The following is an 18818-nucleotide window of genomic DNA, read 5'->3' as shown; positions in this document are numbered from 1 at the left end:
CATGCCCACTCCCGCCGGCGGAAGGCAACTGATGCCGGAGTATCCGGAGCTTTCGGCGATGTTCACCGATCCGATGATCCTGACCGGCGTGCTGGCCATTTGCGGCGCAATCGTCACCCGGCTGGCGTTTCGCAACCACCCCAGGAAGCGTCTGGTCGGCCAGGTCCTCTTCTTCCTCGCTCTGACGCTTCTCCTGCTCTACCAGGGCATCGTGCCTTACGAGGCCGGGCCGCCGGATGTCTCGATCCTGCAGCGCATCTTCATCGGCCTGGCGAAAGTGGTGTGGTGGATCAACGCGGCCTGGGCGCTGATCGCCTTCGTCCGTGTCTTCCTCATCTTCGAGCGACAGCCGCGCGAGGGGCGGCTGATCCAGGATCTCGTGGTCGGGATGATCTATCTCGGCATGGTGCTGTCGGTCGTCGCTTATGTCTTCAGCGTTCCGGTCGGAACCCTGATCGCCACCTCGGGTGTCTTCGCCATCATCCTGGGCCTGGCGCTGCAGAGCACATTGAACGACGTCTTCTCCGGCATCGCGCTCAATCTCGGCCGGCCCTATGCGATCGGCGACTGGATCGTGGTCAGTGACGGCATCGAAGGCCGGGTGGTAGAGACCAACTGGCGCGCCACGCATTTGCTCAACAGCGCGAACGATCTGGTCATCCTGCCGAACAGCGGCCTCGCCAAGGCGACGCTGACCAATATGAGCAGCCCGGAACGCAGCCATGGTGGCAAGCTGACCGTCCGCTTCGTGCCGACCATGACGCCAGCGGCGATTTGCGACGTCATGCGCGACGTGCTGCTGAGTTGCACCTCCATTCTGGCGGTGCCGCCGCCAAGCGTGCAGATCAAGGCGCTGGATGCTCATGCCGTGGAGATCGAGCTGTCGTTTCGCGTGAAGGATCTCTCAGTGGTTTCAGCCGCGCAGAACGAGATTTTCGACCTGGTCTACCGCCATGCCAAGGCCGCCGGGTTAAAACTCGCGGCGGCTGCCGACGCTCCGGCCGATGCCGCGACGCTGGCGCAGCCCGGCGACAAAGCCCAACACCGCAGCACGCCGCTCCGCCTGCTCGACGCCATCGCGCTGTTCGCATCGTTGACCGAGGACGAGCGGGAGGCCCTTGCCGGGACCATGACGCGCCGGACCTATCGCAAGGACGAGATCATCGTCCGGCAGGGCGAAATCCTGCACGCGCTCATGGTGGTGCGGACGGGTGTGCTGGACGTCACCCGCCAGCAGCACGAACGCGAAATCGAACTGAACCGCCTCGCGCCGGGCGACTGCTTCGGCGAAGGCGGCCTGCTGACCGGCGTGAGCGAGGTCGGAACCATCAGGGCTCTGACCTTCGTCGTGGTCTACGAGATCGCCCAGGAAGGTCTGGCGCCCATCATGCGCGACCGGCCAGCCATCGCGGAGGAACTGGGCCTGACGTTGTCGCGCCGCGCCGAGGCCGAACGACATTTGTTCGAACCGAGAGCGACCGCGGACAGCGCCGGTTCCGTGCAAAGTCTGGCGACGAAGATCCGTCACCTGTTCGAACTTCCCCACAAAGAATAAAGGCCTAAAGCCCTTTCCGTTCGGATGGAATATCCGAACGATAAGAAAGTGCTCTAGATTCAATAAGCTGGAGCAATTCCTCTTCGATCAGATGATTCCATCTGATCGGGAAATGCTCTAGCCGAGCAGCTTGAGCCGGATTTTCAGCGCCTCGTGGATGTGGTTCCGGGCGGCGTGTTCCGCGGCATCGGGATCACGTGACGACAGGCCGTCAATGATCAGCCGGTGCTCCCGGCCCGCCGCCTCGTTGCGGCCCGGCTCGCTGAAGGTGGTATCGCGAAGCAGGAGAATGACGTCCTTGATCTCGGCGATGGCGAGATCGAGATAGCGGTTGCGCGCGCCCTGCGCGATCACCTCGTGGAAGCGCCGGTTCAGCGACGCAGCGGCGGCATGATCCTCGCCGCTCTGGTCGAGCCGCTGCTGGATGTCTTCGAGCATCAGAATCTCGGACCGGGTGATCTGGGTGGCGGCCAGGCGTGCCGCCGCCCCTTCCAGGATCTCGCGCATGGCATAGAGCTCGAGCACCTCATTGAGGTCGAGCCGTCGCACCAGCAGACCGCGGCCGCCGGCGGGAACCACGAAGCGACGATCCTGCATGCGGCTCAGCGCTTCGCGCACCGGGGTCCGGCTTACCGCGAGTTCGCCGGCGATGTCTTCCTCGCGCAACCGGTCGCCGGGGCCAAGCACGCCGGTCTGCAGCGCACGGTAGAGCGATTGGAACACCGCCTCGCCGAGTGGCAGGTTTGGCTCAAGAGGCGGGAGCGGCTTGAGCAAGCCCCTGGGGGCCGCCACCGCACTGTCGCGCACCGTTTTCTCTGCTGTCGCCATCGCCGCATCCAGACACAGCGGCCCGCCGAAAGCAATCCGTACTCATTTGCATATTTCTGTATGCAATAGTATTCAATCGTGGTTTTCTGGAACGATCAAAAACAGGAGGTCGCGCGCAGCCATGTCGGCATCACCGGATTTGTCGGCACCACCGGATTCCGTCGACGTGCTCGTCGTGGGCGGTGGCAATGCCGCGCTATGCGCGGCCATCAGCGCGCGGAGGTCCGGCGCCTCTGTGCTGGTGCTGGAAGCCGCGCCGAAATTCTATCGCGGCGGCAATACAAGGCACACGCGCAACATGCGCTGCGCCCACGACACCGCCACCGAAATCCTCACCGGCCCCTACACGGAAGAAGAGTTCTGGGACGATCTCAAGCGCGTCACCCAGGGCGAAACCGATGAAGAGCTGGCGCGCTTCATGATCGCCGAATCCAAGCAGATGCTGCACTGGATCGTCGAGCAGGGCGTGCGCTTCCAGCCTTCGCTCGGCGGCACGCTCAGCCTGGGGCGAACCAACTCCTTCTTTCTCGGCGGCGGCCGCTCCATGCTCAACGCGCTCTACCGCACGGCGGAGGGCCTCGGCGTCGAGGTGCGCTACGACGCCGAGGTAATCGGCCTCGACATCGAGGACGGCACGTTCCGCTCCGCCACCTTCCGCAATGGCGCGACCACCGCGACCATCCGCGCCCGCTCCCTGGTCGCCGCCTCCGGCGGGTTCGAAGCCAATATCGACTGGCTGAAGGAAGGCTGGGGCGACATCGCCGAGAACTTCCTCATCCGCGGCACGCCGTATAATCGCGGCACCATGCTGCGCATGCTGATCGACAAGGGCGTGAAGCAGATCGGCGATCCCACCCAGTGCCATGCCGTCGCGATCGACGCGCGGGCGCCCAAGTTCGATGGCGGCATCATCACGCGCCTCGATTGCGTGGTGTTCGGCATCGTCGTGAACAAGAATAGCGAGCGCTTCTATGATGAGGGCGAAGACATCTGGCCCAAGCGCTACGCCATTTGGGGACGCCTGGTCGCGGCGCAGCCGGACCAGATCGCCTACATCATCTTCGATGCCCGCTCGCTCGAATTGTTCATGCCCTCGCTGTTTCCCCCGATCCAGGCGGGCAGCGTCCCGGAACTCGCCGGCAAGCTGGGGCTCGATGCCGAGAAGCTCGCCGCTACCGTGGACGGCTTCAATGCCGCGGTGAAGCCCGGCACCTTCGACCACACCATCCTCGATGATTGCCGCACCGAAGGGCTCACGCCGCCGAAAACGCATTGGGCACGCCGGATCGAGACCGCGCCGTTCTACGCCTATCCGGTGCGGCCCGGCATCACCTTCACCTATCTGGGCACACGCGTGAACAAGCAGGCGCAGATGCTCATGGATGACGGGCGCAGCGCCACCAACATGTTCGCCGCCGGCGAGATCATGGCCGGCAATGTGCTGGGGCGCGGCTATGCCGCCGGCATCGGCATGACCATCGGCAGCGTATTCGGACGGATCGCGGGACGGGAGGCTGCTCGCCATGCACGCAACTGAGGCTCTGCGCGAGGCGGACCGCCTGATGACGGTCTGCAATTCCTGCCGCTATTGCGAGGGGCTCTGCGCCGTCTTCCCGGCCATGGAACTGCGGCGCTCCTTCGCCGATGGCGATCTCAACTACCTCGCTAATCTCTGCCATGGCTGCGGCGCATGCTATGCCGACTGCCAGTTTTCGCCGCCTCACGAGTTCGACGTCAATGTGCCGCGTACGCTGGCCGTGGTGCGGGCGGATTCCTACGCCGCCTATGCCTGGCCGCCGCAACTCGCCGGCCTGTTCGCGCGCAACGGGCTTGCCATCAGCCTCATCGCCGCATTGAGCATCGCCGGCTTCGTGCTCGGCTTCGCTGCCTGGCACGATCCCGCCGTGCTGTGGGCCACCCATACCGGTCCCGGCGCCTTCTATCGGCTGATGCCGCACAATGCGATGGCGCTGCTGTTCGGCGCCGCCCTGCTCTACGCAATGGTCGCCATCTATTTCAGCCTGCGCCGGTTCTGGCACGCGGCGGGCGAGTCGCTGACGACGCTGCTCGAACCGAAGCCGCTGTGGCAGGCGATGAAGGATGCCAGCCGGCTGCGCTATCTCGATGGCGGCGGCGTCGGCTGCATGAATGAGGATGAGCTGCCGACCGATCGCCGGCGGCTCTATCATCATTTCACCTTCTACGGCTTCCTCTTGTGCTTCGCCGCCACCTCGACGGCGACGGCCTATCACTATCTGCTCGGCATGGAGGCGCCGTATCCCTGGTACGACCTGCCGGTCCTGCTCGGCACACTCGGCGGCATCGGCCTCGTCATCGGTCCAATCGGGCTTTTCGTCGCGAAGCTGAAGCGCGATCCGATGCTGGCGGACGCGCCGCGCTTCGGCATGGATGTCGCCTTCCTCGCCATGCTGTTCCTGACCAGCCTGACCGGCCTCGCTCTGCTTGCCTTCCGCGCCACGCCGGCGATGGGCGTGCTGATGGCGCTGCATCTCGGCGTGGTGTTCGCGCTGTTTGTCACCATGCCCTATGGCAAGTTCGTGCACGGCCTCTACCGCTTCGCCGCGCTGGTGCGCTACGCCCGCGAAAGCGCCGCGCTGCACGGCAAAAGCGAAGAGCCGGAACTACCGCTGAAGAAGGCTGCCTGAGCGGGGAGGCAGCGATGGGGACGGGCATGGCGGAAATGGACGGGCCGCATTGGGCGTTCTCGCTGGCGGTCTATGGCCGCGAGGACGTGCCCGGCGCCTGCCTCCGGCTGCAGGACGGCATCGGACTCGACGTGAACGTGCTGCTGCTGGCGCTGTTCTTCGCCGGCTCGCGCAACGGCACGATCACAGCCGGGACCATTGCCACGGCTGATGCCGAGATCGCGACCTGGCGCACCGAGGTCGTGGTGGCGCTGCGGCGCCTGCGGATCCTGCTGAAGGACGGCCCGCCCGGCGCGCCGCGGCCGGCGACAAACGAGCTGCGCGCCGGCATCAAGAGCGCAGAACTCTCCGCCGAGCAGATCGAACAGGCCTGGCTCGCCGGCTGGTTCGCCGATCATGTTGGTGCAGGCGCTGCTGCGACCACACCCGATGACTTCGCCACCGTCGCGCGATGCGTTGCCGGCTATTATGCGGGGCAGGAAGCGAGTACGCTCGCATCGGAGCTTCTCGCAGCGGCCGACGTCGTGGCGCGCGCGGCGTCGGCGGAACTCAGCGGAAAAGTCTGAACCGCGGCTTGTACCAATTGTCCCTCATCCCCGGGCTTGACCCGGGGACCCAGCCGCGCCGGATCCACCTGGTTGAAGCCTGGGTACCCGGGTCAAGCGCGGGCATGAGGGTGGACGGGGCGGTTCTTCAAGCCAATTCGAATTAGGACTCAGTTCTCTGGCTCGCCCCAGCGCTTCACCGTGCCGCTGTCGAGCCCGAACAGGTCGAGCGCGCGGCCGACGCTGTGCTTCACGATATCCTCGACCGTTTCCGGCTGGGCGTAGAAGGCCGGCACCGGCGGCATCACGATGGCGCCCATCTCGGTGGCCTGCGCCATGCTGCGCAGATGGCCGAGATGCAGCGGCGTCTCGCGCACCATCAGCACCAGTCGGCGGCGCTCCTTCAGCACCACGTCCGCGGCGCGCGTGAGCAGGCCGGCGGTCACGCCGGTCGCGATCTCGGAGAGGCTGCGGATCGAACAGGGCGCGACCAGCATGCCCATGGTGCGGAACGAGCCGCTCGATATGGCGGCGCCGATGTCCTCGGCCTTGTAATTGACGTCGGCCAGCGCTGCGACGTCGGCAACCTTGAGCCGGGTCTCATGCGCCAGCGTGATCTGCGCCGAGCGCGTCATGACCAGATGCGTCTCGATGCCGAGGCCGCGCAGCAGTTCCAGCGCGGTCACGCCATAGATCGCGCCGGAGGCGCCGCTGATGCCGACGATCAGGCGCTTGCGATCGATACTCACCATGACTCCGGTTGGTTGGCAGGCGAAGGGGAAGAAGCGCGACCGGCGAGAGACCGGCCGCGCCTCCCCGGGGTCAAATGCGGAATTCGACGCCGCGCTTGCGGCCCTGGCCGAGCTCGACGAACAGTTCGTCAACCGGCCATGGCCGCTTCACCAGGCCCTGCTCATAGGAATATCCGGCGAGGGTTTCCATGGTGTGGCGGTTGCGCTCGCTCAGGCCGTATTCCCACGGGTCGGAGCCGAGCAGTTCCTCCTGCTCCTCCCACGCCTCGCGATACCAGGCGAGCGGCACGATGCGCGGATTCTCCATGCGCTTCATGGTGATGGCCTTCGCCTCGTTAAAGGCATGGAACATGTTGATCGCCACCCACGGGTGCGCTTCCAGCACCTCGTTCTTGATGCCGAGCACATGCATGATCGGGAAGATGCTGGTCTTGGCGAAGTAGGCTTTTTCTTCGGCCTTGTAGTCAAGGAACAGCCGCGCGACGCGCGGGTCCTTGTTGACGATCGGCTTGATCAGGCTGGAATGGATCAGCGCGTCGATCTCGCCTTCCGCCAGCATCTGCTCGACCGATTTGTCGTGCGGCAGCCGGTTGATCTTGAGGTCGGCCGGCGGGGTGAAGTCGACATCCTCGTCGAGCTCGGCGAACCATTCGATCGATTTATGCGGCACGCCGTATTCGTGCTCGAGGATGCCGCGCATCCAGTGCCCGGCGGTGACCAGGAAGGACTTGATGCCGACCTTCTTGCCGATCAGGTCGCTCGGCTTGGTGATGCCCTTGGAGGTGTTGATGAAGACGAAGCCGTGGCGGAAACGGCGATGCAGGAACACCGGCAGCGCATTGATCTCATAGCCGCTGTCGCGGGCGACGACATAGGAGGAGGCCGAGGTCTCCGCCATGTCGAAATCGCGGTTGCGCAGGAAGCGCCAGTGGCGCGTCGTGGAATCCATCGCCGTGAGCACGGTGAGGTCGATGCCATCCGGCTTCACCGTGCCGTCCTTCAGCGGCCGGATGATCTCGTAGTCGCCGCATGCCAGCGTCAGCGGAATCTTCTTGGACATGGTTTTCCTCGGGCTTCTTTCAGTTCGTCGCGGTAGCAGGTCGGCCGCTCATAGCGAGGGGATGAATTCGAGCGCCGGGAACCACGTGCCGAGCAGCGTCTGCGGCCACGGGATGTGGATGGTCCGGTCGAACAGCAGATAGATGAAGAGGGTGAGGATGATCGCCTGCGGCAGAACCAGTCGCCATGGCTCGCGCGCCTCGGCCCGCATGAAGGCGATCACGAACAGCGGCACCGTCGGGATCAGGCCGATCACCGCCATGGACCCCATGAAGGCCAGCAGCCAGCCGAAGAAGATGCAGGCCCGCAGCAATATGGTGCGTGTCGGCAAATGGCCGGTGTCGGATTCGAGGTCCATGTGGATGCGTTCCTCGACCTCCTTCCGCGCCTCTTCGCCGGCGCCGATATGCGCCGGCATCGGCAGCAGCAAGACCCGGTTGGCAAGGCTGAGCACCGCGAAGAACAGCGCGAGCCCGCCGACCACCATCGGCACGATCTTGGCGTTGAACTTCCATCCCACGGCCTGCACCAGCATGACCGTGATCACCACGATGAGCACCACGGTGAAGATGTCCGCTGGGCGGAAGCGGGGGCGCGGCGCGATGCGGCTGGCCAGCGAGCGTACGCCGCCGATGGCGCGGATATCCTGGAGCAAGGGGCGCATCAGGCCATAGATCGCCAGGGTGAACATCAGGATCACCAGCGGGCGGGCGAACCAGTCGACGCCGTAACGCTCCACCGAGATGAAGAGATAGCGCTCGATCGTATCGCCGAGCACGAAGCCGAGGATCATCGGCGCCCGCGGCCATTTCAGCTGCTTCATCGTCCAGCCGAGCACGCCCAGCAGAAGCAACGCAAAGAGATCGCCCCAGCTGCGGGAGCCCTCGAACGCGCCGATATAGATGATACCCAGCACGGACGGCAGGATCAGCGTGTAGCGCAGCGTCGCCAGGCGTGCGAACTGGCCACTGAACGCGTAGCAGATGCCGGCACCGAGCACGTTGGCGAGCGCGATGCTCCAGACCATCGAATAGGTGAGCGTGAGGTTCTTGGTGAGCATGTCCGGCCCGGGAATCAGGCCGTGGAACAGGAAGGCACCGAGCAGCACCGCCATGCCGGCGCTTCCCGGCACGCCGAAGGCGATGGTCGGGATCAGGGCACCGCCTTCCTTCGCGTTGTTGGAGCTTTCCGACGCGACGACGCCGCGGACATCGCCCTTGCCGAACGTCTCCTTGGCGCCCTTTTCGGTGCGCAAGGCATGGCCATAGGCCAGCCAGTCGATGACCGCGCCACCCATGCCCGGGATCATGCCGAAGCCGGCGCCGATCCAGCTGCAGCGCAGCACCAGCCACCAATTGGTGAAGCAGTCCTTGGCGCCCTGCAGCATGCCGGTCTTGATGCTGTAGCGCGCGGTCGGCGCGATCGAGGTGCGCGCGATCAGCAGGTCGCACAGCTCGGGTAGGGCGAACAGGCCGAGCACCATCGGCATCAGCGGCAGCCCGTCCCAGAGATAGAAGCTGCCCAGGGTCCAGCGCAGCGTACCGGTCTGCGGGTCGGCGCCGATCATGGCGAGCATGACGCCGAGGCCGGCGGCAATCAGGCCCCGCAGCGGCGTCTTGCCCGACAGCACCGCGACGGCCGAGATGCCGAACACCGCGAAGGCAAGCAGTTCCGGCGAACCGACATAGAGCACCATGGGCTGCAGGATCGGCAGCGAGACCGCCATCAGCGCGGCACCGAACAGGCCGCCCATCATGGACGACATATAGGCGGCGCTGAGCGCGCGGCCGGCTTCGCCGCGCTTGGCCATCGGCAGCCCGTCAAGCACGGTCGCGGCTGAGCCGGCACCTCCCGGCACACCGAACATGATGGCGGGAATCGGATCCCCCGTGGCCGTGGTGGAGCCAAGCCCGAGCAGGAAGGCGAACGCCGTGTAGGGATCCATTCCAACCGTGAAGGGGAGCAGCAGCGCCGTTCCGGCGATCCCGCCGATGCCGGGCAGAATCCCGACGACGAGGCCGAACGAGCACCCGAGCGCCAGGAACATGAGCCGGTGCGGGTCCAGCAGGATCAGGAGTGCCTGACCTGCTGCGTCGAGCATGGAACCGTCCACTTTTTCCCTCGTCTCACGCTACGCATCCGCGGGTGATGAGAAGCGGCGCTTCTCCGTGGCCCGGCAATGCCTGTGGTCTGGAAGTTTTATCGGCCGACCCGGATCGGCCTGGTTTTGACGGCGCAGGACGGCAGGCCCATCCATTGCCATCCTGCGATCCTCGGTGAAAATTTTTGGCGATTCAACAAAAAAAGATACAGTGTTCCGAATTTATTGCACATGGCCATAACTCGCGCAGAAGCGGCCTGTTTTGGCATCAGATCCCGAATCCGAGAGCAAGTTCCCCTCCGAAACTTTGCATCAAAAGCCGCAAACGGGCAAAATATTTTGAACATTTCGGCCCTATGTCAAAAAAAGGGAATTTGAGTTGATTTTGGTACAGGAGAGGCAGTAGCTTCCGCTCGGAGGGGAAAGCGCACCGCCGCGTACCTCCGCGTTCGTCGGGTCCCAGCCGCCGAGCTGCTGTTGTCCGACCCGCCCAAGCAGGTTTTGCATGACGAATACGATGCTGACGAATTTGAGCACCGCCCAGCTCGCCGAGCACTATGCCTCGGGCTTCTGGCGGGACGAGACCGTCTATGCTCTCGCCAGGGGCCATGCGCGGGCGACGCCCGACAAGCCCGCGGTGCGTAACCTCACGACACGCATCGGCTATGGCGCGCTCATTGAGGCGGCCGACCGGCTGGCAGCGGATCTCGCCCGCGCCGGGCTCATCGCCGGCCAGCGCGTCGCGGTCTGGCTGCCGAGCCGCGTCGAGACCGTCGTCGCTTTGCTCGCCTGTGCTCGCAACGGCTATGTGTGCTGCCCCTCGCTGCACCGGAACCACACGGTTGGCGAGATCGTCGAACTCATTGGCCGCATGCGTGCGAGCGCGCTGATCACCGAGATCGGCTATGGCGCCGACGGCGACCGCAAGGACCTGTTGAAGGAAGCCGAGGGCATCGCGTCCCTGCTGCGCGTGCACGCGTTGCCGCCGCGCAGCGCGGCAACGGACGCCGGCGAGCTGTTCCCCGGCATCGCCGCCCCGAACGCCGAAGATCAGGCGGAGGTCGCGCAAGACGCCAACGCCGTGCTCTATCTCGCCTTCACTTCGGGCACCACCGGCCAGCCCAAGGGCGTCATGCACAGCAGCAACACGCTGCTGGCCAATGTGCGCGCCATCGTGGCGGACTGGTCGCTCAGCGCGGATTCCGTGATCTATACGCTGAGCCCGCTCAGCCACAATCTCGGCTTCGGCGCCATGATCATGTCGCTGCTGGTCGGTGCCGAACTCGTGGTGCACGACCTGCCGGGGCGCGCCAGTGTGCTCGACCGCATCCTGGAGACCGGCGCCACCTATCTGGTCGGTGTACCGACCCACGCCATCGACCTGCTCAAGGAGATGGAGGCGCGCGGCAATCCCCGGGTCGGCGCGCTGAAGGGCTTCCGCATTTCCGGCGCCGCGGCGCCGCGCGACGTGGTTGCCCGGCTGCTGCGCTTCGGCGTCGTGCCGCAGAGCGGCTACGGCATGACCGAAGCCGGCTCACATCATTACACGCTGCCGGACGACGATCCGGAGCTGATCGTCAACTCGTCGGGCCGGGCCTGCGCCGGCTTCGAGGTGCGCGTCTGGTCGAAGGACGATCCGGAGACCGAGGTGCCGGCCGGCACCGTCGGCCAGATCGGAAGCCGCGGCGCCAGCCTGATGCTCGGCTATTTCGACGACCAGAAGGCCACCGAGGAATCCTTCAACGCCCTGGGCTGGTTCATGACCGGCGATCTCGGCTGGATGGACGAAGCCGGCTATCTGCGCATCACCGGCCGCAAGAAGGACGTCATCATCCGCGGCGGCCACAATATATATCCGGCGCGCATCGAGGCGCTGGCCATGCGCCATCCTGATATCGAGCGCGTTGCTGCCGTGCCGATCGAGGACGATCGCCTTGGCGAGAAGGTCTGCCTCATCGCCATGCCGGCAAAGGGCCGGCATCTATCGGGCGAGCAGGTGCTCGACCATCTCGACGCCGAGGGCCTGTCGAAGTTCGACATGCCGGAATACTTCCTCGAAGTCGACGAGATCCCGCTCACCGCCAGCGGCAAGATCCTGAAGCGCGACCTGCTCGACCGCATCAAGGCCGGCAATCTGGAGCCGGCGGCGGTGCGCTGGAAGCCGAAGCCCGAGCCGGCGCTAGCCGCGGCGGCGCCGCAGCAGGCCGCCGGGAGCGAGGGATGAGCGCCCCGCTCATCTCGGCCGCCGACGGCATGGCGCGGCTCGTGACCGAGATCGAGACGCCGCCTTTTCACGCCACCCTCAAGCCGTTCGCCAAGACGTACGACGCCGAGACCGGCGAAGTGCGGATCGGGCTCGCCTACCGACCGGAATTCAGCTTCTCGCGCATGGGCGATTTCTATCATGGCGGCGTGCTGGCGACGCTGATCGACATTGCCGGCCACGCCGCGGTGGCGGTGCAGATCGGGCGCACCGCGCCGACCATCGATCTGCGCATCGACTATCTGCGCCCGGCACCCGGCGTCGAGCTCACCGCCTGCGCGCGGGTGCTGCGGCTTGGCCGCGCCATCGCCCGCGCCGATATCAGCGTGTACGAGGCGGACGACAAGCTGGTCGCGGTCGGCCGCGGCACCTTCAGCACGATGTGACTTGCAGCACGATGTGGATCGAGGCGCGGCGCGAGTCGCCGCGACGACAGGAAAGGATGCTCCGATGCGGGCCGTGAGGGTTCACCAGTTCGGCGAGGTCGACAGCCCCGCGATCGAGGACATTGCGGCGCCGGTGCCGGCGGCCGATCAGGTCTTGATCCGCACCCGCGCCACCGCGGTGAATTTCGTCGACATATTGGTCATCTCCGGCAAGTACCAGTTCCTGCCGCCGCGCCCCTTCACCCCGGGCAAGGGTCCGGCCGGCGAGGTGGTTGCGGTCGGCAGTTCGGTGACGACGCTTAGCGTCGGCGACCGCGTGCTGGCGATGGCCGAGCAGGACGGCTATGGCGAGATGGTCGCAGTCGCGGCATCCCAATGCTACCGCCTGCCGGAGGCCATGAGCTATGTCGAAGCCGCCTCGATGTCGCTGGTCTACGACACCTCCTGGTTCGCGCTGCGCGAGCGCGGCCGCCTTGCCAAGGGCGAGACAGTGTTCGTGATGGGTGCGTCCGGCGGCGTCGGCTTCGCCGCGGTGCAGCTCGCCAAGGCGATGGGCGCCCGGGTGCTTGCCGGCGTCTCCAGCCCCAGCAAGGCCGATGCGGTGCGCGCGGCGGGTGCCGACGAGATTGTCGACATGTCGATGCCGGACCTGCGCGAAAGCCTGCGCGCGCGCATCTTCGAGCTGACCGGCGGCAAAGGCGCCGACATCATCCTCGACCCACTCGGCGGCGACTATTTCGATGCCGCAGTGCGCGCGCTCGCCTGGTCCGGCCGGCTGGTGGTGATCGGCTTCGCTTCCGGGCGCATTCCCGAGATCAAGGCCAATTACATACTCGTCAAGAACATCGAGATCACCGGGCTGCAGATCAGCGACTACCGCAAGCGCCAGCCGCACCGTGTCGCCGAGTGCTTCGCCGAGATCTTCCATCTGTACGAGACAGGGCAGGTGAAGCCTGCGCCGGCCATCACCTTGCCGCTGGAAGGCTTCGCCGAGGCGCTCGGCCAGATCCGCGATCGCACCGCCAAGGGCCGGCTGGTGCTGACGCAGGGCTGAGCCCCGGCGGCGGCGCTACTTCTTCGCGCCGCCATTCTGCGCCAGCAGGTCGCGCAGATAGCGCGCGGCGGCGGGGCCCTTCAGCGCGCTGCGCCACATCTCCTTCACCGTGCGCTCGTGCAGGGCGAGGGCTTCCGGCGCCGAGGTGATCATGGCGACGCCGACCCTTATGTTCGGCTGCTCGCCGAGGCGGAATGGCGAGATGGTCAGCGTCTTCTGGTTGGCCTGGCGAAAGATCTGGAAGCCGGTGTGCGGCAACGTCGCCGTCACCAGGCCGATCTGGATGCCGATCGATTCTTCCTCGATGACATTGGCGAAGTGCTCGACCTCGGCGCGGGCCAGCGCCCGGCGCTTCTCATGGACTTCCTCCGGCAGGAACGGCCGGCCGGTGAAGCCGTTGCGCAGGAAGCGCTCGATGTCCATCGCCGAGATCAGATTGACGATGTTCGGCAGCCGCTCGAGATAGGTGCGCTTGCGCTCGCGCAGTATCTCCATGATCTGCTTGACGTCGGCGAGCGCGCGGTCGCGATCCGGCACGTCGTCGCCGATGCTCTCCAGCAGTACCTGCTCCAGCGAATCCTGGAATTGGTCGGTCGCCAGCAGGAACGAGATCGGCCCGGCCAGCACCACGATGTGCTCGGCCTTTTCCTCGATCTGGCGCAGCCGCTCGAAATAGCTCACCGCCGAGGAGATATATTCGATGCCGACACCGAGCAGGGTCGGCACCGAGACGCCGAGCAGCTCGGAGAGCTTCTCCAGCGTTTCCAATTTGACCAATTCGCCCTTTTCGAGACGATAGAGCGCGGTACGGGATATGCCGATGCGGCGGGCGATCTCATCGGCACTGAGGCCGGAGCCGAGACGGAAGGCTTTCAGGCGATCCCCAATTTCGTCATATCGAAAGGCCACGCCCTAGGCTCCGTGCTGAGATTCACGCATTGTCGCGAAAACAACTGCCTTTCTCCAACGCGCATGGGTTTTGGTCAAGCTCCTTAGGTAAAGGCCCATATCTGCGCCAATTGCCCAGCATTGGAGCAATTCGGGGATTTTGTTCAAAAATTGGTTTTCATGTTGATTTGTGAACACCGATCGTGTGTACTCGCCTCGACCTGAAAGCCGCCTACGGAAGGGCAGCGCAGGCATGGTGACGGAGGCTTGCCGGCGATGGACCGCATTACGATTCGCAAACCCGACGACTGGCACCTCCACGTTCGCGACAATGAGATGATGCGGGCCGCGCTGCCTTATACGGCGCGCCATTTCGGCCGCGCCATCATGATGCCGAACCTCGTGCCGCCGGTGCGCACCACGGCCGACGCGAGCGCGTACCGCGAGCGCATCCTGGCCGCGCTGCCGGCCGGCAATCGCTTTACCCCGCTGATGACCTGCTACCTCACCGACGACACCAGCCCGGACGATGTCGAGCGCGGTTTCAAGGAGGGCGTGTTCACCGGCGTGAAGCTCTATCCGGCCAACGCCACCACCAATTCCGCCGCCGGCGTCACCGATTTCGCCCGCATCCTCCCGGTGATCGAGCGCATGGAGAAGATCGGCATGGTGCTGCTGATCCATGGCGAGGAGGTCGCGCCGGACATCGACGTGTTCGATCGCGAGGAAGTCTTCATCGAGCGCCGGCTGGCGCCGATGCTGCGCAGCTTCCCCGGCCTCAAGGTGGTGCTGGAGCATTTGTCGTCAAAGGTCGGCGTCGACTTCGTCCGCTCCGCCGCGCCGCAGCTCGGCGGCACCATCACGCCCTATCATCTCCAGCTCAACCGCACCGATTGGCTGGGCGCCGGCAACCGGCCCTATATGTACTGCATGCCGGTGATCAAGCGCGAAAGCGACCGCCTCGCGCTCCGCCAGGCGGCGACCTCGGGCGAGGCCTGCTACTTCCTCGGCACCGATTCCGCGCCGCATTCGGTGGCCAGGAAGCTCGCCGTGGTCGGCGCCGCCGGCCTCTATAACGCGCCGGTCGCCATCGAGACCTATGCGCAGGTGTTCGATGAGGACGGCAAGCTCGACAAGTTGGAAGCCTTCGCCTCGCTCAACGGCCCGAGGCATTACGGCCTCGCTCCGAACGAGGACACCATCACCCTCGAACGCCAGAACTGGACCGCGCCGGAGGAGATCCTCGTCGACGGACCGGAAGAGCGCGCGCTGATCTATCGCGGCGGCGAGACGATTCCCTGGCGGGTGGTCGGGCACTGAACGGAGTCGGACCGGGACGCCATGGCCATGACCGTTTCCATGAACCTCGAAGAGCGGCTGAACGAGCTGCCGGCCAGCGAAGTCGCCCGGCGCATCGCCGCCGGCGAGACGACCTCGGAAGCGGTGGTGCGCGCCTGCCTCGACCGCATCGCGGCGCGCGAGCCGGATGTGCGTGCCTTCGCGACGCTCGACCCGGAGCTGGTGCTGGCCGAGGCGAAGCGGCGCGACCGTGAACCCCCGCGCGGCCCGCTCCATGGCGTGCCGTTCGGCGTCAAGGACGTGATCGACACCGCCGACCTGCCGACCGGCATGGGCTCGAAGCTCTATGACGGCTATCGCCCGCGCGTCGACGCTGCGTGCGTCGCGCTCGCCCGCGCCGCCGGCGGCATCGTGCTCGGAAAGACCACGACCGCCGAATTCGCCGGCTCGGCCCCGACCGTCACCCGCAACCCGCTGGCGCTCGGCCACACCCCCGGCGGCTCGTCGAGCGGCTCGGCGGCGGCGGTGGCCGACGACATGCTGCCGGTCGCCTTCGGCACCCAGACCGGCGGCTCCGTGCTGCGCCCGGCCTCGTTTTGCGGGGTGATCGGCTTCAAGCCGACCTTCGGCACCTTCAATCCGGTGGGCGTCAAGCCGGCGGCGGAGAGCTTCGACACGGTCGGCCTCATCGCCCGCACGCTCGACGACATCGAATTGTTCACCGCCGTGCTGGTCAACGACGCGCCGCGCTTCACGCCGAGGCCGGAGAGCGCTCCGCGCATCGGCCTCTGCCGCACCCATTTGTGGGATACCGCGCAGCCGGAGACGGTCGCCGCAGTGGAGAACGCCGCAAGTGCCCTCGCCCGTGCCGGCGCGCCGGTGGTCGAGATCGGCTTTCCCGATTCCTTCTCCCGCCTCTCGGTCGAGCGCGCGGTGATCAACGCCTATGAGCGCGCCCACAGCCTGGCTCATGAATGGCACCACGGCCGTGACGCCTTCAGCCCGCAAATGCTGGCGACCTGCGAGAAGGGCCTCGGTATCCGCCGCGCTGAATATGTGCAGGCGTTGCGTTTCGCCGCCGAGTGCCGCCGCGCCGTCGGCGCGCTGTTCGAGAATGTCGATGTGCTGCTGGCGCCCTGCGTGCCCGGCGAGGCGCCGGAAGGGCTGGAATACGCCGGCGATCCGCGTTTCCAGGAAATCTGGACCATGCTGCACGTGCCGACGCTGACACTGCCGGCGCATCGCGGCCCGCGCGGCCTGCCGGTCGGCATCCAGCTGGTCGGCCCGCATTATGAGGAAGGCCGCCTGTTCGCCGCCGCGCGCTGGGTCGAGGCCCGGCTGGCGGCGTCGTGAGCGGCACTGAGGAGCGGTTATGGACCTGAAGAATTCGTTCGACATACCCCTGCCGCCGGACCGCACATGGAAGGTCCTGCTCGATATCGAGCGCATCGCGCCCTGCATGCCCGGCGCCGAGCTGGTCGAGGTGGTCGATCCGCAGACCTATAAGGGCAAGGTCTCGGTACGGCTCGGCCCGGTGGCGCTGTCCTTCAACGGCATTGCCAAATTCGTCGAGGTCGTCGAGGCCGAGCATCGCGCCCGGGTCGAAGCACAGGGCACCGACGCCAAGGGTCGCGGCGGCGCCAATGCACAGGTCACGTTCCGCCTCGAACCCGCCGGATCGGGCACCAGGGTCACGGTCGATACCCAGCTCAATCTCTCCGGCTCGGTGGCGCAATATGGACGCGGCGCCGGCATGATCCAGAGCGTGGCGGGCCAACTCATCGGCCAGTTCGCCAAGAACCTCGAAGCGGACCTCGAAGCCGAACTGGCGAACACGCCGGCCCCGGCGGCGACGACGAGCAATGCCCACGCTCCCGCCGTTGCCTCCATAGCGGCGGCGACTGCCGCACCGCGCCCTGTCGCCGCGCCGGCGAAGCCGATCTCCGGCTTCGCGCTGGTGTTCGGCGCGCTCTGGGCCTCGCTGCGCAGCCTGTTCGGTGGCAAGCCGTCATCCTCGCATGATCCACGCTAGCGACGATGAAGCCGCCGCCTTTCCGCTATTACGATCCCGCGACGCTGGATGAGGCCGTCGGCCTGCTCGGCACGCTGGAGAACGCCAAGCTGCTGGCGGGCGGCCAGTCGCTCATGCCGATGCTCAATATGCGCTTCGTGCTGCCGGATCATCTGATCGACCTGAACGGCATCGCCGCATTGAGCCATATAAGCAAGGAGGCCGGCCGGGTGCGGGTCGGCGCCATGACGCGCCAGCGCGATCTTGAATTCTCCCCGCTCATCACGGCCGAGGTGCCGTTGATCCAGGCCGGGCTGGAGCATGTCGGGCACCGCCAGACCCGCAATCGCGGCACCATTGGCGGCTCGCTCTGCCATCTCGACCCAGCGGCGGAACTCGTTACCGTGGCCATGACGCTCGACGCCGAACTGACGGTGCGTGGCCCGCAGGGCGAGCGGCGGCTTGCCATCACCGAGTTCCCGCTCGGTTTCATGACGCCCGCCATCGAGCTCGACGAGATACTGGTGGGCATCGACTTCCCCACTCAGCCGGCCGGGCATGGCTACGGCTTTGCCGAGCTGGCCCGCCGCCACGGCGACTTCGCCATCGCCTCCGCGGCCGCGATCCTGCATCTCGATGCGGGCGGCCGTATCACCCATGCCGCGCTGACGCTCGGCGGCGTGGCGACAACGCCGACGCGCATGAGTGATATCGAGCAGGGCCTCGTTGGCGAAATACCCTCGGAGCGCCTGTTCACCGAACGCTGCCGGCTCTGTGCCGAGGTCGAGACGATGGACGATGCGCTGGTGACCGGCGCCTATCGCCGGCGGGTCGCCCCGGTCATGGCGCGTCGCGCGCTGATGCAGGCGGCGGCGCGGGCTGGCGCTGCGGCGATCGCGGCGTGAAAGGGAACGAGCCGATGGACCACAGCGAACGCCGCCTCATCGAACTCACCGTCAACGGCGTCATTCACCAGGTCGAAGCCGATGTGCGCCTGACATTGGCGGACCTGCTGCGCCATCATCTGCACCTCACCGGCACCCATATTGGCTGCGAGCACGGCGTGTGCGGCGCCTGCACCGTGCTGGTCGATGGCCGCTCCGCGCGTTCCTGCCTGATGCTGGCGGTGCAGGCCAACACGCGCGCGATCGTTACCATCGAGGGCCTGAGCGTTGAGGGCGAACCGCTGCGCCCGCTGCAGCAGGCGTTCAAGGATCATCACGGCCTGCAATGCGGCTTCTGCACGCCCGGCATATTGACCACGCTTCATGAGCTGCTCGGCGACAATGAGAATCCGAGCGAGGACGAGATCCGCGTCGCGCTGTCCGGCAACATCTGCCGCTGCACCGGCTATCAGGGCATCGTCGCCGCGGTGCGCAGCGCGGTCGACGCGATACGGCGCGGGGCCTGA

The 18818-nt window shown here is 66.2% G+C and carries 17 protein-coding genes; 12 read left to right on the top strand and 5 right to left on the bottom strand.

The window, feature by feature from the left end; genetic code table 11:
• Positions 1-31 precede the first annotated feature (31 nt).
• Complete coding sequence (locus tag G3545_RS21700; RefSeq protein WP_170018217.1) at positions 32-1555, top strand: mechanosensitive ion channel family protein; 1524 nt, start codon at positions 32-34, stop codon at positions 1553-1555.
• Positions 1556-1672: 117 nt separating this feature from the next.
• Here the strand turns inward: G3545_RS21700 and G3545_RS21695 are convergent, their stop codons facing one another.
• Positions 1673-2383 (bottom strand): GntR family transcriptional regulator, encoded by a 711-nt coding sequence (locus G3545_RS21695; protein ID WP_170015576.1) that lies wholly within the window; start codon positions 2381-2383, stop codon positions 1673-1675.
• Between the two features lie 121 nt (positions 2384-2504).
• On the opposite strand from G3545_RS21695, the gene tcuA reads away from it, so the two are divergent.
• Genes tcuA through G3545_RS21680 form a run of 3 tightly spaced genes read left to right on the top strand, consistent with a single transcriptional unit; the run spans position 2505 to position 5615 of the window.
• On the top strand, positions 2505-3920 hold the full coding sequence (gene tcuA / locus G3545_RS21690) for an FAD-dependent tricarballylate dehydrogenase TcuA (RefSeq protein WP_170015574.1): 1416 nt from the start codon (positions 2505-2507) through the stop codon (positions 3918-3920).
• On the top strand, positions 3907-5049 hold the full coding sequence (tcuB, locus tag G3545_RS21685; RefSeq protein ID WP_170015572.1) for a tricarballylate utilization 4Fe-4S protein TcuB: 1143 nt from the start codon (positions 3907-3909) through the stop codon (positions 5047-5049). The genes tcuA and tcuB overlap by 14 nt, the downstream gene beginning before the upstream one ends.
• A gap of 14 nt (positions 5050-5063) precedes the next feature.
• Entirely contained in the window at positions 5064-5615 is a 552-nt protein-coding gene (locus G3545_RS21680; RefSeq protein WP_170015570.1) for a TIGR02444 family protein, read from the top strand.
• Between the two features lie 149 nt (positions 5616-5764).
• Here the strand turns inward: G3545_RS21680 and G3545_RS21675 are convergent, their stop codons facing one another.
• The 3 genes from G3545_RS21675 to G3545_RS21665 form a co-directional block, all read right to left on the bottom strand.
• Positions 5765-6346 carry a UbiX family flavin prenyltransferase gene (locus tag G3545_RS21675; RefSeq protein ID WP_170015568.1) on the bottom strand — a complete coding sequence of 194 codons (582 nt, stop codon included), beginning with the start codon at positions 6344-6346 and terminating at the stop codon, positions 5765-5767.
• A gap of 70 nt (positions 6347-6416) precedes the next feature.
• Positions 6417-7406: an ABC transporter substrate-binding protein gene (locus G3545_RS21670; RefSeq protein WP_170015565.1), complete on the bottom strand. Its 990-nt coding sequence runs from the start codon at positions 7404-7406 to the stop codon at positions 6417-6419.
• 48 nt (positions 7407-7454) lie between these two features.
• A complete protein-coding gene (locus G3545_RS21665; protein WP_170015563.1) occupies positions 7455-9506 on the bottom strand; it encodes a tripartite tricarboxylate transporter permease in 2052 nt (683 codons plus the stop codon).
• Positions 9507-10011: 505 nt separating this feature from the next.
• Between G3545_RS21665 and G3545_RS21660 the strand changes: the two genes are divergently transcribed.
• The 3 genes from G3545_RS21660 (at position 10012) to G3545_RS21650 (ending at position 13209) form a co-directional block, all read left to right on the top strand.
• The gene (locus tag G3545_RS21660; protein WP_206151312.1) at positions 10012-11730 is read left to right on the top strand and encodes a class I adenylate-forming enzyme family protein; all 1719 of its coding nucleotides are present in this window, start codon (positions 10012-10014) and stop codon (positions 11728-11730) included.
• The gene (locus G3545_RS21655; protein WP_170015561.1) at positions 11727-12155 is read left to right on the top strand and encodes a PaaI family thioesterase; all 429 of its coding nucleotides are present in this window, start codon (positions 11727-11729) and stop codon (positions 12153-12155) included. The genes G3545_RS21660 and G3545_RS21655 overlap by 4 nt, the downstream gene beginning before the upstream one ends.
• 64 nt (positions 12156-12219) lie before the next feature.
• On the top strand, positions 12220-13209 hold the full coding sequence (locus G3545_RS21650; RefSeq protein WP_170015559.1) for an NADPH:quinone oxidoreductase family protein: 990 nt from the start codon (positions 12220-12222) through the stop codon (positions 13207-13209).
• Positions 13210-13224: 15 nt separating this feature from the next.
• Here G3545_RS21650 and G3545_RS21645 read toward each other — a convergent pair whose 3' ends face one another.
• Entirely contained in the window at positions 13225-14118 is an 894-nt protein-coding gene (locus G3545_RS21645; RefSeq protein WP_170015557.1) for a helix-turn-helix transcriptional regulator, read from the bottom strand.
• Positions 14119-14373: 255 nt separating this feature from the next.
• Between G3545_RS21645 and pyrC the strand changes: the two genes are divergently transcribed.
• Genes pyrC through G3545_RS21620 form a run of 5 tightly spaced genes read left to right on the top strand, consistent with a single transcriptional unit; the run spans position 14374 to position 18818 of the window.
• A complete protein-coding gene (pyrC, locus tag G3545_RS21640; RefSeq protein WP_170015555.1) occupies positions 14374-15417 on the top strand; it encodes a dihydroorotase in 1044 nt (347 codons plus the stop codon).
• A 21-nt stretch (positions 15418-15438) separates the two neighbouring features.
• The gene (locus tag G3545_RS21635; protein WP_206151310.1) at positions 15439-16749 is read left to right on the top strand and encodes an amidase; all 1311 of its coding nucleotides are present in this window, start codon (positions 15439-15441) and stop codon (positions 16747-16749) included.
• Between the two features lie 19 nt (positions 16750-16768).
• Positions 16769-17428: an SRPBCC family protein gene (locus tag G3545_RS21630; protein ID WP_170015553.1), complete on the top strand. Its 660-nt coding sequence runs from the start codon at positions 16769-16771 to the stop codon at positions 17426-17428.
• 5 nt (positions 17429-17433) lie between these two features.
• Positions 17434-18312, top strand: coding sequence for a xanthine dehydrogenase family protein subunit M (locus tag G3545_RS21625; RefSeq protein ID WP_170015551.1), 879 nt, complete (start codon positions 17434-17436; stop codon positions 18310-18312).
• Between the two features lie 14 nt (positions 18313-18326).
• The gene (locus G3545_RS21620; protein ID WP_170015549.1) at positions 18327-18818 is read left to right on the top strand and encodes a (2Fe-2S)-binding protein; all 492 of its coding nucleotides are present in this window, start codon (positions 18327-18329) and stop codon (positions 18816-18818) included.

The organism is Starkeya sp. ORNL1 (assembly GCF_012971745.1).
Lineage (GTDB): Bacteria > Pseudomonadota > Alphaproteobacteria > Rhizobiales > Xanthobacteraceae > Ancylobacter.
This window is presented reverse-complemented; position numbering and strand designations above follow the sequence as displayed.

Coding starts and splice junctions, on each gene's coding strand:
- G3545_RS21700 (WP_170018217.1), top strand. CDS start 32: ATGCCGGAGTATCCGGAGCTTTCGGCGATGTTCACCGATCCGATGATC.
- G3545_RS21695 (WP_170015576.1), bottom strand. CDS start 2,383: ATGGCGACAGCAGAGAAAACGGTGCGCGACAGTGCGGTGGCGGCCCCC.
- tcuA (WP_170015574.1), top strand. CDS start 2,505: ATGTCGGCATCACCGGATTTGTCGGCACCACCGGATTCCGTCGACGTG.
- tcuB (WP_170015572.1), top strand. CDS start 3,907: ATGCACGCAACTGAGGCTCTGCGCGAGGCGGACCGCCTGATGACGGTC.
- G3545_RS21680 (WP_170015570.1), top strand. CDS start 5,064: ATGGGGACGGGCATGGCGGAAATGGACGGGCCGCATTGGGCGTTCTCG.
- G3545_RS21675 (WP_170015568.1), bottom strand. CDS start 6,346: ATGGTGAGTATCGATCGCAAGCGCCTGATCGTCGGCATCAGCGGCGCC.
- G3545_RS21670 (WP_170015565.1), bottom strand. CDS start 7,406: ATGTCCAAGAAGATTCCGCTGACGCTGGCATGCGGCGACTACGAGATC.
- G3545_RS21665 (WP_170015563.1), bottom strand. CDS start 9,506: ATGCTCGACGCAGCAGGTCAGGCACTCCTGATCCTGCTGGACCCGCAC.
- G3545_RS21660 (WP_206151312.1), top strand. CDS start 10,012: ATGACGAATACGATGCTGACGAATTTGAGCACCGCCCAGCTCGCCGAG.
- G3545_RS21655 (WP_170015561.1), top strand. CDS start 11,727: ATGAGCGCCCCGCTCATCTCGGCCGCCGACGGCATGGCGCGGCTCGTG.
- G3545_RS21650 (WP_170015559.1), top strand. CDS start 12,220: ATGCGGGCCGTGAGGGTTCACCAGTTCGGCGAGGTCGACAGCCCCGCG.
- pyrC (WP_170015555.1), top strand. CDS start 14,374: ATGGACCGCATTACGATTCGCAAACCCGACGACTGGCACCTCCACGTT.
- G3545_RS21635 (WP_206151310.1), top strand. CDS start 15,439: ATGGCCATGACCGTTTCCATGAACCTCGAAGAGCGGCTGAACGAGCTG.
- G3545_RS21630 (WP_170015553.1), top strand. CDS start 16,769: ATGGACCTGAAGAATTCGTTCGACATACCCCTGCCGCCGGACCGCACA.
- G3545_RS21625 (WP_170015551.1), top strand. CDS start 17,434: ATGAAGCCGCCGCCTTTCCGCTATTACGATCCCGCGACGCTGGATGAG.
- G3545_RS21620 (WP_170015549.1), top strand. CDS start 18,327: ATGGACCACAGCGAACGCCGCCTCATCGAACTCACCGTCAACGGCGTC.